Here is a 14,507-nt window from a genome sequence, read left to right as displayed (position 1 = left end):
GACTGCGCTGGGAAATGTGAAATTAGTCACGAGAGGTCGGTAATTTGAGGGTGCTGGGGCTGTACGCACGAGATAAAAAGAAAAACAAAGCGAGGGTTGTTTGTAATCTAGAACGGCGTGTAAGCCGTCCTAGTTCGTTTGGTGAGATAGGTTACTTGTAATTGGGTTCTTTGCTCTTGGCTTGGGTTAAAAAATCCAGCAATGCATATTGTTTAAAGCGGATCACTTCAACACCTAGCATGTCGTTAATTGATTTCATGCTTTCCATCAACGGTAATAACTCATTGAACCAGAACACCATTGCGGCCTTTTCAACATCACCAAGACTGCCCGAGCCTTGCGGAATGATCCCCATCAGTTGTGGTGGTATGCGGTGCATGGCCAACAAATCATCGCGGGTGGTGTCCTTGATGCCGACAAACTCATCTTTGGCACTGATTTGTGAAAATGGCAGTATTTGAATCCCATCCTTGCCACCGTTGGCGGCATACACAAAGATATTTTTAAACGCCTTACCTTTGCGCGCTTCGGTGAGTGATTTTTTTAATGACTCGACGGCCTTGTCGTCAGCCAATGCCGCGGAAAGATACACCATGACACCAGCGTGACTCCCATTCTCATAATAGTTTGTTCGAAACAAGGTAGCTGAATGATTCAAGTTAGCGGAAATAAGCCCCGCCAAATAATCGGGAACGCCGTATATCTCTTGGTGAATACACGGATTCTTCAAATGAATAATACTATTTTTGCGGAATTCGTAGGCATCTTGGTAATTCTTCACTTGCCAGTATTGCCCCTCATTTACACCGGCGCGGGTGTACTTAGCCAAGGAGGGTTTTAATGTCAGCATATCGCCGAGCCGGTTAATGCGCTTTTCAAGGTAGCCATTACCAAAAACTACAAAATCCTGCGCTAAGGTGGTGAAGTCAGGGCGTGATAAATACGGCGTTGGTTCAAAACAACTGGTGATCACATTACGTTTAAACACTAACGGTGATTGATGGTAGGCAGCTGACGAGGTAAACGAACGAGCAATACCAGTAAAATCAATCGGGGTTTCATACCAGCGGCCATTGTGGTTACACTCCATGCAATCCAGCAAATCACCAATGCCAGAGACAATTGATGGCGGGTCAAACGTAAATGAACAAAATTCAGGGCTTTGTGTTTGTTCTTCGGTTGCTGCTAATTCTGTTGCTTGTTCCATTGTTAAAACTCCATAACTTGTGCGCCAGCGCCGCCAGTTTCACTGGATATAGCTTCGTTAGAGAAAATATTCATTGCAGCCCATGCGAGGTCGCCGTGGTCTATGCCGCGAACTCGGCTAGATTCATAGGTGATAATCCCACTTGGGGCTTGCACTTTCTTGATGGTCATAAATGAGGTAATCAGTGGTTTATGTAACCCTGCATCGTATTCAAAGCGGCCATTGCGAATAAGCATGAGCATTTTCATGATCATCATGCGTTTTAAAGGGGCCGAATAGTTGAGTAAATTGGCAGCAGGGAAGAATTTAACGACCAGCTCGTGTACGGCGGCACCGGTACCACCGGTACCATCAATGGTGATGGATTGCACATTATAACGCTGAGTAATGCGTTTGATTTCTTCGGCTTGTTTTTCAAAGGCCATCCCGCGCAACTGGATAGTTTCAATAATGCGGAATTTCCCGCCAGTGACTGCCGGTGGTGAGGCAATCACTAGCCCCAAACCATCGCCATTATCACCGGTGCCGGTTGGGTCTGCACCTACCCAAACAGGGCGATTACCCAGCGGGCGCGGGGCGTAAGGTTTCCAGTCTGGCCATACATCACTGTTATAGCCATCCACGCCACAATTGATTAAGGCATCATAACTGAATGCACGTTCACCATTTTTAACAAATTCACACTCGTATAAATTACGGAAATCGTCGGGCGGGTTTTCTTCTTTGATTTCATCCAAATTAACACGGTTAAGGCCGCGCGCGATGGCATCATGGATATTCACGATTTGCCGCCACATACTATCCCCGCAGTAATGGCCGAGTTTTAATATTTTATGGGATAGCTCAATGATTTTACGTTCTTTCTCGGGCTTGCCTTTGTTATAAAAATCCCCTGTCCAAAATTCATAGGCTTCGTGATCTTCACTGGATGGCGTGGAAAAGTAGGTGCGGCGTAATCCCGTTTGTGTGGCCATCGCTGAGGCCACTTTTCGTAGTTCCAAGAAACGTGATACCCAGAACACCTCATCAAAGTAGAGGTCACCCGTGTATGACTGGGCTGTCGCCGCAGCGGTACCCAGAAAAAACAGTATCGCGCCATTCGATAAAATAATTTCATCGCCGCCTTTGAGCTCAACACCCACTTGACGTGCCAACAATTGAATAAAACGTTTGAACTGAAAGGCTTGTGCGCGGCTGGCTGATAGAAAGATCTGGTTATTGCCAGTTTCTAATGCGGTCAATAGGGCTTCGCGGGCAAAATACCATGTCGCCCCGATTTGCCGTGACTTAAGGATAAAGCGGTTTCGTTGCGTACGTTCTTCCCACCATTGGCGCTGATACTCAAATAAGCTGTCCAGTACCAAGGTTTTCAGTTTTTCGATTTGCTCAGGGGTAAAGTGGTTTTTAGGGGCTTTTGTTTTGGTGTTGACCGCCATTTGTTTTTTAAGTTCTAGACGTTCAATGCGGTCTAACTGGCGGTTAAAAAAATCCACAGTTTTAAAGTCATGGGCGGTCATGGTCTCTTTGGCCATGAGGCGCAATACTTTTACGTGAATTTGGTCAGCGACACGATGAATCGGGGAAACTTCATCCCATTTATCGCGCCGGCGCCATGAATAAATGGTGTGAATGCTTAAGCCCAGCCGTTTTGCAATCTGCGAAACACTGTAAGCCTGCCAATAAAGGTCTTTGGCCTCTTGCCGTGGGTCAATGTCTGTTTTCATCATGCTGTCACTTTGTCACGCCCGCGCGTAACCCTCTATGAATATGGGTTCTCATAGCCGTATGAGAACCGTAACTCTTTGAGCAAAAAGAAGATGATTGAGATAGTGGCGTTATCGAAATGACAGTTATGTCAGAAATGGAGATTGATTTATGTCGCAAGGTAAAAAAACGCGCCAGATAAAGCTGATTGCTTGTGCTGAGGGGATGACACTCAATGGTTTTCCCGTTGAGCGTGAACATATCGAACAGATGGCACAGGATTACGATCCTAAATTCTACTGTGGCCGCGTGAATTTAGACCACATTAAAAGTTTGTTTCCTGATAGCCAATTTCGTAGCTATAGCCTGATTTCAGCAGTCAATACCGTTGAGCTGACCGAGGGTGAATTAGCCGGTAAGTTGGGTTTAGAAGTGACCATCGATATTGATGATTTAAAAGATGAATACATCGTTAATTTGAATAAATCCGGTCAAAAGATTTTTTCCAGCATTGAGTATTTTCCCTCGTTCCCACAAACCAAACGCGCTTATTTAACCGGCGTGGCATTGACTGATTACCCCGCGGCCATTGGCTCTCGACCTATTGAATTGAGCGCGGTCTCTCGTGGCTTACCTGATAGCGGTAATTTCTTTACGGCATCATTAGAAACACAGTGCCAGTTACTAAGCGAGCAACAGGCAGAGCACCAAGAAGAAAAAGAAACGGGTAAGAAATTCTTATCAACGGTGATGCAGTGGTTAGGGGTAGAGCGTAAGCACAATTCCGTAGAAACAGGAAATTTGCAAAAAGCCATTGAGCTTACCGCAAAGCAATGCGGCACGTTATTAACAGACCAAGAAGCGCATAAGCAAGAGTTAACAAAGCTGGCTAATGACTTTAGCGAATTAAAGCAAAAGTTAGAACTCACGGATGGTTCGGGGGAAAGCCGCCCTCCCGTGACGGGTGGCTCGGTAAAGCTGGCCGACTACTAATAAGCCTGAATTAGCGTTCTTACGCATTCTTAAATTTCAATAAATAAAAGGTTTTTACTATGGGTATCAGTAATGAATCAATGGGAAGTTATCTCTCATGGCTTGATCAGCAAGCCCGATTAAGTGGGGTACGCCGCGAGGGTTCATCATTAAATTTTAGTGTTGATCCCGCCGTTCAGCAGCGTTTAGAAAAGGCGAAAATGGAAAGTAGCCCATTCCTAAAAGAGGTCAATTCATTTGGGGTGACCGACCAGGAGGGGCAAAAAGTGTTTGGCTCAGTGAGTAAGCCCATTGCAAGTACGAACACCTCGACCACTGACCGTCGTAACCCAGAACAAGTGCATGATGAAAGCAGTGATGATTACCGCTGCGATCAAACCAACTGGGATACGTTCATACCGTATTCATGGTTAGATGCATGGGCGGGAAATCCAGAGTTCCAGCCCATGATTAGTCAATTGATTGCACAGCAAGAAGCTAATGACCGCTTAATGATTGGTTTTAACGGTGTGAAGCGGGTGAAAAAATCCAATAAAACTGATAATCCGCTGTTACAGGACGTCAATATCGGTTGGCTGCAAAAAATCCGTGATGCCGCACCACAGCGAGTGATGAAAGATGTCACGTTAACCAGCCGTGATGAAAGCGGGAAGATCATTGCAAGAGGGATGTATGCCAACTCCGATGCGATGGTATTCGATGCGGTGAATTCTCTGTTAGATCCATGGCATCGCCGTGCGCAGGGATTAGTGGCTATCACGGGCTATCAGCTTTATACCGAGAAAAATTTCAAAATTATGAACCAGCACAGTGAGCAAAATCCGAACATGGAAATGCTCGCGGGTAATGAGTTATTGAAGTTGAGCTCATTAGGTAACTTGCCAACTATCCAAGTGCCGTTCTTCCCTGATGGTGCCACGTTGATCACTACGTTTAAAAACCTGTCGGTGTACTGGCAAAAAGGTAAATACCGCCGTGTGATCAAAGATGAACCGGAATATAACCGCGTGGCGACTTACTCATCGGGTAATGAGGGCTATGTGATTGAAGATTACGGCCTGTCTTGCTTGATTGAAGGCATTAATTACGCGCAGTAATCACTAAATCAGCGCTGCAATTCGTTGCAGCGCTGTATTGACCAACTAACGCGGGGAAACGCAATGGAACATTTAACACCAGCCCAGCAACACTGGCAAAAAACCATGGCAGAGCGCCGAGGTGATTTAGATGGCGAGCTGTCACGCGCAGATATGACAGCGTATGAAAATATTTTGCATCGCTTACGTGCTGACCAAGCGCAGTTAAGCAGTATTCGCGGCAATGACCGTAAGGCCGATTATAAGCGGGAAGTCCTCCCCAATTACCGCAGCTGGATTGATGGCGTGCTGGAAAGCCAAAGCGGTGTGGCTGATGAAGTTTTCACACGCACTTTGATTTGGCATATCGATGCCGGTTTATATGCCGAGGCGTTAAAGATGGCCGAGTATGCCATTCAGTTTAATTTACCGCTACCAGACAGTTATAACCGAAATTTAGCAACGGCTTTAGTGGATGAAATCTGCGACTGGTCACTCGCCGTTAAAGCGAGTGGTAAAGAGGATGAATTGGTTGCGTCATTGGATGAATTATTTGAATTAGAACGCATTACCAGCCAAGCCGATATGCCCGATGGGGCACGCGCCAAACTGTATAAAGTCATTGGTTTAACGTTAAAAACCGATGAAAAACAGCAAGAAAAGTCACTTGAATACCTGCAAAAAGCCATTTTAGCCGACAAAGAAATCGGCGTGAAAAAAGACATTGAGCAGTTATTACGGGCAGTCAATAAAAAGGCTGAAGCCGAAAAAGAGCCTGCCAGTTCTGATAATGATGGCGAGGTTGAGCCACCAAAAGCTAAAAAAACACAAAAGAAATCAACGACTACTAAGAAAAAATAATTAGTCGTGTTAACCGAGTTGCACCCGCGTGCCACGGAGGCACAGCAATAATAAAGGGCTAACCCTCTGTATTGTCGCTGTCCACCTCCGTTTTTTCAAAGGGGTAATCATGGGCTTAGTGGCATCAAAACAAATTCATAGCGTGCAAGACGAAAGCATCAGTGATGGTGATGAAAAAATCACTTCGGGTGAATTTTGGCCAGACATTGGTTTAGACCAGTTACGCCAATCCATGCGTTTGACGGGTAATGTCACCACAAGCCGTTTAAAGCATATGGCCACAGAAGCGGTGCTGTATGTCAATCAGCTATTGGATGAATGGCGGCAAGAACAGAACGCCAAGGGTTTTGCTCAATTATCTGCGGTGCCATCACCGGAAATTAACGACACCACGGCCGTTGTATTTCGTTATCACCATGCGGTGTATAGCTTTACTAAAGCGTTATTGATTGAAAACTACCGCGATATTGACACCACGCGCGAGGGTGAAAAGCACGCCCAAGCCTTGAGTACACAAGTTGATGACTTACGGCGCGATGGCCAAAACGCTGTGCGGGATATTCTCGGCAAGTTACGCATGTTTGCGGAGATCGTCTAATGAAAGTACAGGCGCTGCAAGGTGACACCGTTGACCTGTTGTGTTGGCGCCATTATGGGCGTACTCAGGGCATCGTTGAGCAAGTATTACAGGCCAATCCGAATTTGGTTGAGGGCGGCATACAGCTAGCCGCGGGGCAATGGGTGGAATTACCCGAACTCGCACCAGCGGCAAAACAAGACATGATCCAACTTTGGGATTAACAAAACGGGATTAATAGTATGAATGATTGGTGGAGCCGCTTAACTTACGCACTTTCTGGATTTGGCGGTTTGTTCAGTGGGTCGGGCATTTTAGGATTTTTTGGTGATTTCTCCGTGTATGAGTGGGGTTTTTTAACAGGGTTGATTGCCAGTGTTTCATTGGGCGTAATGACCTACCGGTTAAACCGCCGTGAGCAAATGAAACGCACACGCATATTAGAACGTTATTTCTCTCGTCACCCCATCAGTGAGCGCGATATTGAAAACATTGTAAAAGTCACTGAGCAATCACCAAAGGATTTATGAAATGAACACCAAATCACGATTAAGTCAGGCTGTTATTGCGTTGATTATTTCTGGCGCCAGTGGCGGTGCGATCCTCTCCGGTTTTTTGAATGAGAAAGAGGGAAATTCGCTCAAGGCATATCGTGACGGGGGTGGTGTGGTCACTATTTGTCGTGGTGTAACACGCATTGACGGTAAATCGGTAAAAATGGGTACTCAATTATCCCCAGCGGAATGTGACCGGCTAAATCAGATTGAAGCTGACAAAGCGATTGCATGGGTTAAACGCCATGTTCACGTACCACTGACTGAGCCGCAAATCGCCGGTATTGCGTCATTTTGCCCTTACAACATCGGGCCATCTAAATGTTTCTCATCCACGTTTTACCGAAAGCTGAATGCGGGAGATATGAAAGGCGCCTGTGCGGAACTCCCTAAATGGACGCGGGATGGCGGTAAAGATTGTCGGCAAACCAAAGGCCAGCCGAACGGCTGTTATGGCCAAGTGATCCGCCGTGACCAAGAGGCCGAATTACTGTGCGGCAAATGGGGGCAGTAATGGTGAATTATCGTCATGTGTTTGGGGGATATTTAGCGGTTGCTTGTATTGCGGCATTAGTGAGCGGCGGTGCGGTGTTTGGCATTGCACGTTTGGACTTCAAAGCCAAGTTAAGTGTGAGCGAACTGGGGCACCAAATGGCACTCAGTGCGATAAGCGCCCAAGCCTTTATTGATGCAAATGAAAAACTCGCTCAACTAAAAAAAGCACAAGAGGCCTCGCACCAGCTTGATGTGACTTATAACCAGAGGTTGTTAAATGAACAAAATGAATCTCAACGTTTGCGTGATGATTTGCTCACTGAGCGTCTCCGCGTGCAATTCGCCAGCGCCGACCTTGCAACCTGTGAGCTCACCATCAATCACACTGCCCGCGCCGGCAGCGTGGGCGATGCAGCCACCGTCGGACTCACTCGAAAAGGTGGACTTATTGTTCACGATATCCGAACCGGAATTCAGCGAGACAGAGCCAAAATAAGTTATTTACAGGGCTATATCCGTGAGGTGGTAGACCAGTGCAAGGGGGTGAAATGAAAACATTAATTAATATCTTGATATTCATTGTTTTTATTTTGTTTTTAAGCCTGATTTTGTTGGGCGGCGTGGTGTTATTGCAAGAGCCCAAATGCGCCACGGCACCACTACAAGAACGCATTGAAATGCGTTGCCAAAAAGCACTCTATGACACTCGGGGGAGATAATGTTAAAGCCGAATCTATTACGCCAAACTATTGTTGAGCAGATACCCCAGTTTAAACAAAATCCTGATTTATTAGAGGTCTATATCACTGAGGGTGGCATACAGGCCACTGGTACACAATCCGCGTCGTACTTGAATGAATACCAAATTCAGGTGCTGGCCATGGATTACGCCGGTGAGTTAAGCGCATTGTCATTGGCCATTTTGACCTTTGCCCGAAAACATCAGCCAGATTTGTTATTTAACCCTGATAAACGGGCAAACGGCATTCGCTATAAGGCCGACATTCTCGACAATGAAAAAATCGACGTGCTTTACACCATCAAGGCTACCGAGCGCGTGATTGTTAAAAAAGTGAATGGAAAGATTGTTCAAGAGCATATTTCCGAGCCTGAAATCGCCTTACCTGCGTGGGATATCGTGATTGATGAGGGAGTTATATTCCATGAGTGATAACACCCTGTTTATGCAACTTGAAAATGAGCTCAATGGCTTGTTATCGACAACCTCACCGGCTTACCGGCGAAAACTGACGGGCAAATTAGCGCGGGCAATTCGTGCCGACCAACAAAAGCGCATTCGCAGCCAACAAAATGCGGACGGCTCGGCCTATGAACCCCGTAAACGTAAAGTGTTACGCGCACAGCAGCAAATTAGATTTATTCACCGTGGTGATGTTCGCACCCTGCGAAATTGGCAAGGGTCAAAAGGTCGTCGCGGTAAAACCATTACCGGTTTTGATGAAGATAGAGGGGCGGTAAGAACCTTTTATCGTCAAGATATTACCCGTTTTTTAGATATTAATTTTTCCTCGGTCAAACGCAGTACCAAACGTAATGTACCGATGTTCAGACGGCTGAGGGCAGCGCGTTTTCTTCATGCACGTAGTACGCAAGATAGCGCGATAGTGGGATTTCAGGGCAAAGCTGCGGCAATTGCACGAGAACATCAATACGGGCTTGAGGGGGCAGTGAATGAGCTGGCGCGGGCACGTTACCCCAAACGGGAGTTATTAGGATTATCAGAGCATGAGCGTTTAGGTTTATTGGAAATGATTTATCTCGATTTGGTGGGACAGCTATGAGTTTACAAGAGCTATACCGCTTACTCAGTAACCTTTTTCGACAAGGCGTGGTCACTGAGGTGGATTTAGACAACGATTGTTGCCGCGTTCAAGTGGGGGAATTAGTCACTGACTGGATTAGATGGTTAGTGCATCGCGCCGGCGAGTCTCGCAGTTATTGGGCGCCAACGGTGGGTGAACAAGTGTTGATTGGGGCGATTGGCGGTGAGTTAACAACAGGTTTTGTTTTGGGCTCCCTGTATAGCAATGCGAACCCTGCGCCGGCACATTCAGCCAATGCATTACACCTGACTTTTCCCGATGGTGCAGTGATTGAATATGAGCCGGAAACAGGCGCACTCAAAGCCATAGGCATTAAAACAGCCAACATTGAAGCCAGTGAGGAAATCAGCGCGACAACCCAAAAGGTGATTTGCAAAGCCTCTGTCGAAATCACACTCGATACACCGAAAGTGATTTGTACCAATAACCTCACCACTGCCACGTTAAATGTGAAAAAGGGCGGTGAAATGACCGGTGATTTTAACCATAACGGCGGGTCGATAACGTCTAATGGTGTGGTTATTCATACTCACCAACACAGTGGCGTCCGTTCGGGTGGGGATACATCAGGGAAACCAGTATGAAATATTGCGGCATGAATGCGAAAACAGGTCGTGTCATGACTGACAGTGAGCATATTCGCCAAAGTATCGCTGATATTTTGCGAACGCCGATTGGTTCGCGGGTGATGCGTCGGCAATACGGCTCACTGTTGTATGACTTGATTGACCAGCCGCAAAACCCTGCGCTGCGCCTCAAAATTATGAGCGCGTGTTATATGGCGTTAATGCAATGGGAGCCACGCGTTAGGTTACAGACCATTGATTATATTCGTTCAGATGTTGGCGAAATGGGCGTGAGTTTATCCGGTGTCATTATGCAAACGGGTGAGCCGATTTCGATTTCTATTCCAGTGAGGTAGGTATGGCAGCCAGTATTGATTTAAGTTTATTGCCGGCACCGGATGTGGTCGAGTTATTAGATTTTGAGGTGTTATTTTCCGAGCGCAAAACCGCCCTAATTGGTGCTATGCCAGCAGAGCAGCGGGAAGCTATCGCCCGTACTTTGGAATTAGAATCTGAACCACTCACTAAATTACTGCAAGAGAGCTGTTACCGTGAATTGATACTACGTCAGCGTGTCAATGAAGCGGCTCGCGCAAGTATGGTGGCCTTTGCCACCGGTGCCGACCTTGACCAACTCGCGGCCAATAATAACGTGAAACGCCTGATGTTATCAGCGGGTGATGAAAACGCCATCCCACCGATTGCACCGGTGTATGAGTCTGATGCCAATTTACGCATGCGTATACCGGCCGCTTTTGAAGCGTTAAGCGTAGCAGGCCCTATTGGTAGTTATGAATATCACGCACGGTCTGCCGATGGCAGGGTCTCCGATGCGTCAGTCGTTAGCCCGCTACCGGCTCATGTGACAATTACCGTTTTATCCCGCGAGGGGAACGGCAGCGCACCGGCTGATTTAATTGAAAAAGTGAATGTGGCGTTAAACGATGAGGACGTTAGGCCGGTGGCTGACCGCGTCACCGTTCAATCGGCAACCATCGTTAACTATGAAATCGACGCGGTAATTTACTGTTACCCCTCACCTGAATACGAGCCGATTATGGCGGCGGCAGAGGAGCAAGTGAAACGTTATGCGACACAGCAACACCGGCTAGGCCGTGACATTGTGCTCAGTGCCATTTATGCCGCGCTACATGTGCAAGGCGTGCAGCGTGTGGAGCTGAAAAAGCCGGTTGCAGATATCAAATTGGATAAAACACAGGCGAGCTTCTGCACACAAATTAACGTGGCACTAGGGGGCTCAGATGAATAATCGTTTATTACCTGTCGGCTCATCACCGTTAGAGCTCGCGGCGGCAGAATCACTGGCACAGATTGAGCGCGTGCCTATTCCTATTCGTGAACTTTGGAACCCTGATAAATGCCCCGTGCATTTGCTGCCGTATCTGGCGTGGGCGTTCAGTGTTGACCGATGGGATAAAAACTGGACGGAAAAAGCCAAACGGGATGCGGTGAAAGCCGCCATGTTTATTCATAAACACAAGGGCACGATTGGGGCATTGCGCCGTGTGGTTGAGCCGTTGGGTTATTTAATCCGTGTGATTGAATGGTGGAAAACTAATGAAACCGCCGGCACGTTTCGCGTTGATATCGGTGTTCTTGAAACCGGTATAACCGAGGAAATGTATCAAGAGTTAGAGGCATTAATTTTTGATGCCAAGCCGGCAAGTCGTCACCTTGTCGGGCTCACTATTCAACTAGAAACCCGCGGTGAATTTTATTGCGCGGCATCCAGTTACACCGGTGACTCATTGACTGTTTATGCGTATACACCGCCTTTAATTTCGATTTCTGGCCTTGATGTTCAAGGTGCGGCTATTCACTTAATTGATGAAATGAGGATTAACCCATTATGAAATATTTTGCATTACTGACTAAGTTAGGTGAAAACCTGCTCGCCCAGGCAACCGCACTGGGTACAAAGATTGAATTGACCCAAATGGCGGTGGGCGATGGCGGCGGTAAATTACCAACCCCTGATACCAATCAAACAAAATTGATCGCCGAGAAGCGCCGAGCGGCGATTAATACATTATTCATTGATGACAATAATAAAAATCAAATCATTGCAGAGCAAATTATCCCTGAAAAAGACGGCGGTTGGTGGATACGCGAGATTGGATTATTTGATAAAGCAGGTAATTTAATTGCGGTAGCAAACTGCCCCGAGACCTATAAACCTCAATTAGAGGAAGGTTCAGGCCGTACGCAATCTATCCGAATGGTATTAATTGTCAGTCATACAGAATCGGTCACATTGAAAATTGACCCGTCAGTTGTACTGGCAACTCGTGAATATGTGAATACTGAAATCACGGTACTAGATAAAAAAATTGATGCTCTATCGGCGCAAACTAAATTGGATTTAAATAAAAAGTTCGATAAAGCGAATATTTCAGGCCAAAAAGGCAACGATAACGACAAAGTCCCTAGCTTGGGTTTATTCACCACAGAAACTGGAAAGCTACAGCCTAAAGGGGATTACGCGACTAAGGATGAGGTAAATAAGAAGCTTGATACATCAGGCGGAGCAGTAACAGGGCCATTGAATGTTCAACGCTTAGAGTCGAACAGGTTAAGTGGTGCCAACAAGCAAATTATGAGTGCCGGTACAAATGCTGTTTATGTGGGAAACCCGACTGATGTTAGTGAAGTTAGACTACAAACAAATAATGGGAATGTTCGGGTTGATGTCGGGTCAGCAAGCTATTCTGTCTATCATGAAGCAAATGTGAGAAAAGACCCTAAGGGGTATCTCTGCGGATTATCATCGAATGGAGAAGTTCTACTCGTTGGTGAAAATGGGATAGGCACCGAAGTTACATTTAAAAACGTCCCTAGAGATTCAGCGGGTTGGCCTTTTGGTGGTGTTGGAGGGGGACAGATGTTATCTCCGCCAAATTCAGCAGTGTTCCAAGCCGTGCTGTGCTGGACGAAGGGCGGCACCTTCCGTTTATCGGGACGAACATCAAACGCCAGTGGCGCCCCTAGTGATTTTGTTGAGTTTTACTCAACTGGAAATACCACAATAGATAGAAATGGATATATCCGCACATCAACCACCTCTGAAGATATGCAAAGTGTGCCTATTGGTGCATCAGTTATCTGGAACTCATCAGCACCAATCCCTAATAATTTTTGGCCTAATGAGGGGCGTTCATTTTCAGCGGCGGAATATCCCGAGCTGGCTAAAATTTTTACAAATCTAAGACTCCCTGATGACCGTGGGTATGGTATTCGTGTCGCGGATAATGGTAAAGGAATTGATGCGGGGCGAACCGTTGGTACCTATCAAGAGGATGCAGTGCAATCTGTGACAGGCTCAGTTAGAAACTTAGCGGCAACCAGTGCTGATTATCAATATGCAGGTGCATTTTTTGGGTCAGATAAGGGAGGTATTGAATATGCCTCTGGCTCATCAGGACAGCGATTTAGAACATTAGAGTTCGATATTGGCCGTGTTGCAAGAACCGCAAATGAAACACGTATGAAAAACGTGGCAAAAATTTTAATTACGAGAGTGAAATAATGAAATATTCAACTGAAATTCAAAAAGCACAATTTGACGAACATGGTCTAGCGATTATCGCTGGTTGGGTAGAAGTTTATCTATGTGACTCAATGACTCGTGAATACACTCGCGCATCATTGGATAATGTTCCCTTTGGTGGCTCAGTAGTTGCTGATGCTTACACAGATAAGCCAGAAATTCCGACTAAATCAGGTATTGCAATTATTCGTAGTGAAGATGAAAAATCATGGCTTTATGTTACTGACTATCGTGGTAAAACCGCGTATAGCACGGAAACACGTGAGCCTGTTGTAATTAACTTTATCGGTGACTTGCCAACTACGCTAACATTGCTAGAGCCTAAAACTGAGTTTGATGTGTGGAAAGGTCAAAAATGGGTGACAGATACCGAAGCGCAAAAAGCTGCATACGTTGCCGAGGCTGTTAGTGAAAAGGCTAAATGCTTAGAAGAAGCAGAACAAAATATTTCAATGCTTGAGCGTAAGCTACGCTTAGGTATGGCAACTGATGAAGAAAAAGAGTTACTAAACCAATGGGAAATATATAGCATTAATGTGACCGATATTAATACTTCAACAGCACCAGATATTGATTGGCCACAAAAACCAGAGTAATGAATAAAAAGCCCCAAATTTGGGGCTTTAATCAAAACGTACCGAGCAAATCACCCATCGTAATATTCGCCAGCCTTTCCCTCACATCTTCATTCACTCGGCTTAATGACAGCGTAAAATCTATTTTCTTCGCCTTTCCATCGGTAAAAAACTCTGTTCTATCGGTGACTAAGTTAGTGATCACATACACCCCATAAATGGTACCTGTGCCCTCAATTAGTGGTAATGGTCGGGCAACATAGGCAGAGGTTTTTAGTAATTCCAGTGATACATCACCGCCGGTAACTTCGGGGTAAAGCGTACCGGCCAGCGTGATCTTGTCTTCACCAGCGCCCACATATTGCCATTTTGCACTGCGGCCAACACGGTCATTTTTTACATGACGCCAGTCAAGTGAATGGTTAAAAGTTTGATAAGGTGCGGTGCGTAGCTCAAAAACAAACATGCCATAAATCATCATCATAAT

20 protein-coding genes are annotated in these 14,507 nt (G+C 46.1%); 17 read left to right on the top strand and 3 right to left on the bottom strand.

The annotated features are described in order from the left end of the window. Window positions 1-151: 151 nt before the first annotated feature. Both J6836_RS16930 and J6836_RS16925 read right to left on the bottom strand, forming a co-directional pair. Window positions 152-1,207, bottom strand: coding sequence for a phage portal protein (locus J6836_RS16930; RefSeq protein WP_219245077.1), 1,056 nt, complete (start codon window positions 1,205-1,207; stop codon window positions 152-154). Between the two features lie 2 nt (window positions 1,208-1,209). Further along, window positions 1,210-2,934 (bottom strand): terminase large subunit domain-containing protein, encoded by a 1,725-nt coding sequence (locus J6836_RS16925; RefSeq protein WP_219245076.1) that lies wholly within the window; start codon window positions 2,932-2,934, stop codon window positions 1,210-1,212. 148 nt (window positions 2,935-3,082) lie between these two features. On the opposite strand from J6836_RS16925, the gene J6836_RS16920 reads away from it, so the two are divergent. The 17 genes from J6836_RS16920 (at window position 3,083) to J6836_RS16840 (ending at window position 14,041) form a co-directional block, all read left to right on the top strand. Continuing rightward, a complete protein-coding gene (locus J6836_RS16920; protein WP_219245075.1) occupies window positions 3,083-3,904 on the top strand; it encodes a GPO family capsid scaffolding protein in 822 nt (273 codons plus the stop codon). A 59-nt stretch (window positions 3,905-3,963) separates the two neighbouring features. Then, a complete protein-coding gene (locus J6836_RS16915; RefSeq protein ID WP_219245074.1) occupies window positions 3,964-5,001 on the top strand; it encodes a phage major capsid protein, P2 family in 1,038 nt (345 codons plus the stop codon). Window positions 5,002-5,064: 63 nt separating this feature from the next. Further along, on the top strand, window positions 5,065-5,841 hold the full coding sequence (gpM, locus tag J6836_RS16910; protein WP_219245073.1) for a phage terminase small subunit: 777 nt from the start codon (window positions 5,065-5,067) through the stop codon (window positions 5,839-5,841). A 109-nt stretch (window positions 5,842-5,950) separates the two neighbouring features. Beyond that, window positions 5,951-6,439, top strand: a complete 489-nt coding sequence (locus J6836_RS16905) for a head completion/stabilization protein (protein WP_219245072.1) — start codon at window positions 5,951-5,953, stop codon at window positions 6,437-6,439. Beyond that, window positions 6,439-6,642, top strand: a complete 204-nt coding sequence (locus tag J6836_RS16900) for a tail protein X (RefSeq protein WP_219245071.1) — start codon at window positions 6,439-6,441, stop codon at window positions 6,640-6,642. The genes J6836_RS16905 and J6836_RS16900 overlap by 1 nt, the downstream gene beginning before the upstream one ends. An 18-nt stretch (window positions 6,643-6,660) precedes the next feature. Then, window positions 6,661-6,948 carry a potassium channel protein gene (locus J6836_RS23210; RefSeq protein ID WP_125894430.1) on the top strand — a complete coding sequence of 96 codons (288 nt, stop codon included), beginning with the start codon at window positions 6,661-6,663 and terminating at the stop codon, window positions 6,946-6,948. Window position 6,949: 1 nt separating this feature from the next. Beyond that, window positions 6,950-7,486 carry a lysozyme gene (locus J6836_RS16890; RefSeq protein WP_219245070.1) on the top strand — a complete coding sequence of 179 codons (537 nt, stop codon included), beginning with the start codon at window positions 6,950-6,952 and terminating at the stop codon, window positions 7,484-7,486. Continuing rightward, window positions 7,486-8,019 carry a lysis system i-spanin subunit Rz gene (locus tag J6836_RS16885; RefSeq protein ID WP_219245069.1) on the top strand — a complete coding sequence of 178 codons (534 nt, stop codon included), beginning with the start codon at window positions 7,486-7,488 and terminating at the stop codon, window positions 8,017-8,019. The genes J6836_RS16890 and J6836_RS16885 overlap by 1 nt, the downstream gene beginning before the upstream one ends. Continuing rightward, window positions 8,016-8,186, top strand: coding sequence for a preprotein translocase subunit SecG (locus J6836_RS16880; protein ID WP_141173614.1), 171 nt, complete (start codon window positions 8,016-8,018; stop codon window positions 8,184-8,186). Before J6836_RS16885 ends, J6836_RS16880 begins: the two co-directional genes overlap by 4 nt. Beyond that, window positions 8,186-8,638, top strand: a complete 453-nt coding sequence (locus tag J6836_RS16875; RefSeq protein ID WP_219245068.1) for a phage tail protein — start codon at window positions 8,186-8,188, stop codon at window positions 8,636-8,638. Before J6836_RS16880 ends, J6836_RS16875 begins: the two co-directional genes overlap by 1 nt. Beyond that, the gene (locus tag J6836_RS16870; protein ID WP_219245067.1) at window positions 8,631-9,269 is read left to right on the top strand and encodes a phage virion morphogenesis protein; all 639 of its coding nucleotides are present in this window, start codon (window positions 8,631-8,633) and stop codon (window positions 9,267-9,269) included. Before J6836_RS16875 ends, J6836_RS16870 begins: the two co-directional genes overlap by 8 nt. Then, window positions 9,266-9,895 (top strand): phage baseplate assembly protein V, encoded by a 630-nt coding sequence (locus tag J6836_RS16865; RefSeq protein WP_219245066.1) that lies wholly within the window; start codon window positions 9,266-9,268, stop codon window positions 9,893-9,895. The genes J6836_RS16870 and J6836_RS16865 overlap by 4 nt, the downstream gene beginning before the upstream one ends. After that, window positions 9,892-10,233, top strand: a complete 342-nt coding sequence (locus tag J6836_RS16860; RefSeq protein ID WP_219245065.1) for a GPW/gp25 family protein — start codon at window positions 9,892-9,894, stop codon at window positions 10,231-10,233. Before J6836_RS16865 ends, J6836_RS16860 begins: the two co-directional genes overlap by 4 nt. A gap of 2 nt (window positions 10,234-10,235) precedes the next feature. Beyond that, window positions 10,236-11,147, top strand: a complete 912-nt coding sequence (locus J6836_RS16855) for a baseplate assembly protein (protein WP_219245064.1) — start codon at window positions 10,236-10,238, stop codon at window positions 11,145-11,147. Continuing rightward, window positions 11,140-11,751 (top strand): phage tail protein I, encoded by a 612-nt coding sequence (locus tag J6836_RS16850; RefSeq protein WP_219245063.1) that lies wholly within the window; start codon window positions 11,140-11,142, stop codon window positions 11,749-11,751. Before J6836_RS16855 ends, J6836_RS16850 begins: the two co-directional genes overlap by 8 nt. After that, window positions 11,748-13,424, top strand: coding sequence for a phage tail protein (locus J6836_RS22805; protein WP_255586249.1), 1,677 nt, complete (start codon window positions 11,748-11,750; stop codon window positions 13,422-13,424). The genes J6836_RS16850 and J6836_RS22805 overlap by 4 nt, the downstream gene beginning before the upstream one ends. Next, a complete protein-coding gene (locus J6836_RS16840) occupies window positions 13,424-14,041 on the top strand; it encodes a tail fiber assembly protein (RefSeq protein ID WP_255586248.1) in 618 nt (205 codons plus the stop codon). Before J6836_RS22805 ends, J6836_RS16840 begins: the two co-directional genes overlap by 1 nt. 31 nt (window positions 14,042-14,072) lie before the next feature. On the opposite strand, the gene J6836_RS16835 is transcribed toward J6836_RS16840, so the two are convergent. Then, window positions 14,073-14,504, bottom strand: coding sequence for a phage tail protein (locus J6836_RS16835; protein WP_219245062.1), 432 nt, complete (start codon window positions 14,502-14,504; stop codon window positions 14,073-14,075). Window positions 14,505-14,507 lie beyond the last annotated feature (3 nt).

Source organism: Providencia sp. R33 (assembly GCF_019343475.1).
In the GTDB taxonomy this organism is placed as follows: Bacteria; Pseudomonadota; Gammaproteobacteria; order Enterobacterales; family Enterobacteriaceae; genus Providencia.
This window is presented reverse-complemented; position numbering and strand designations above follow the sequence as displayed.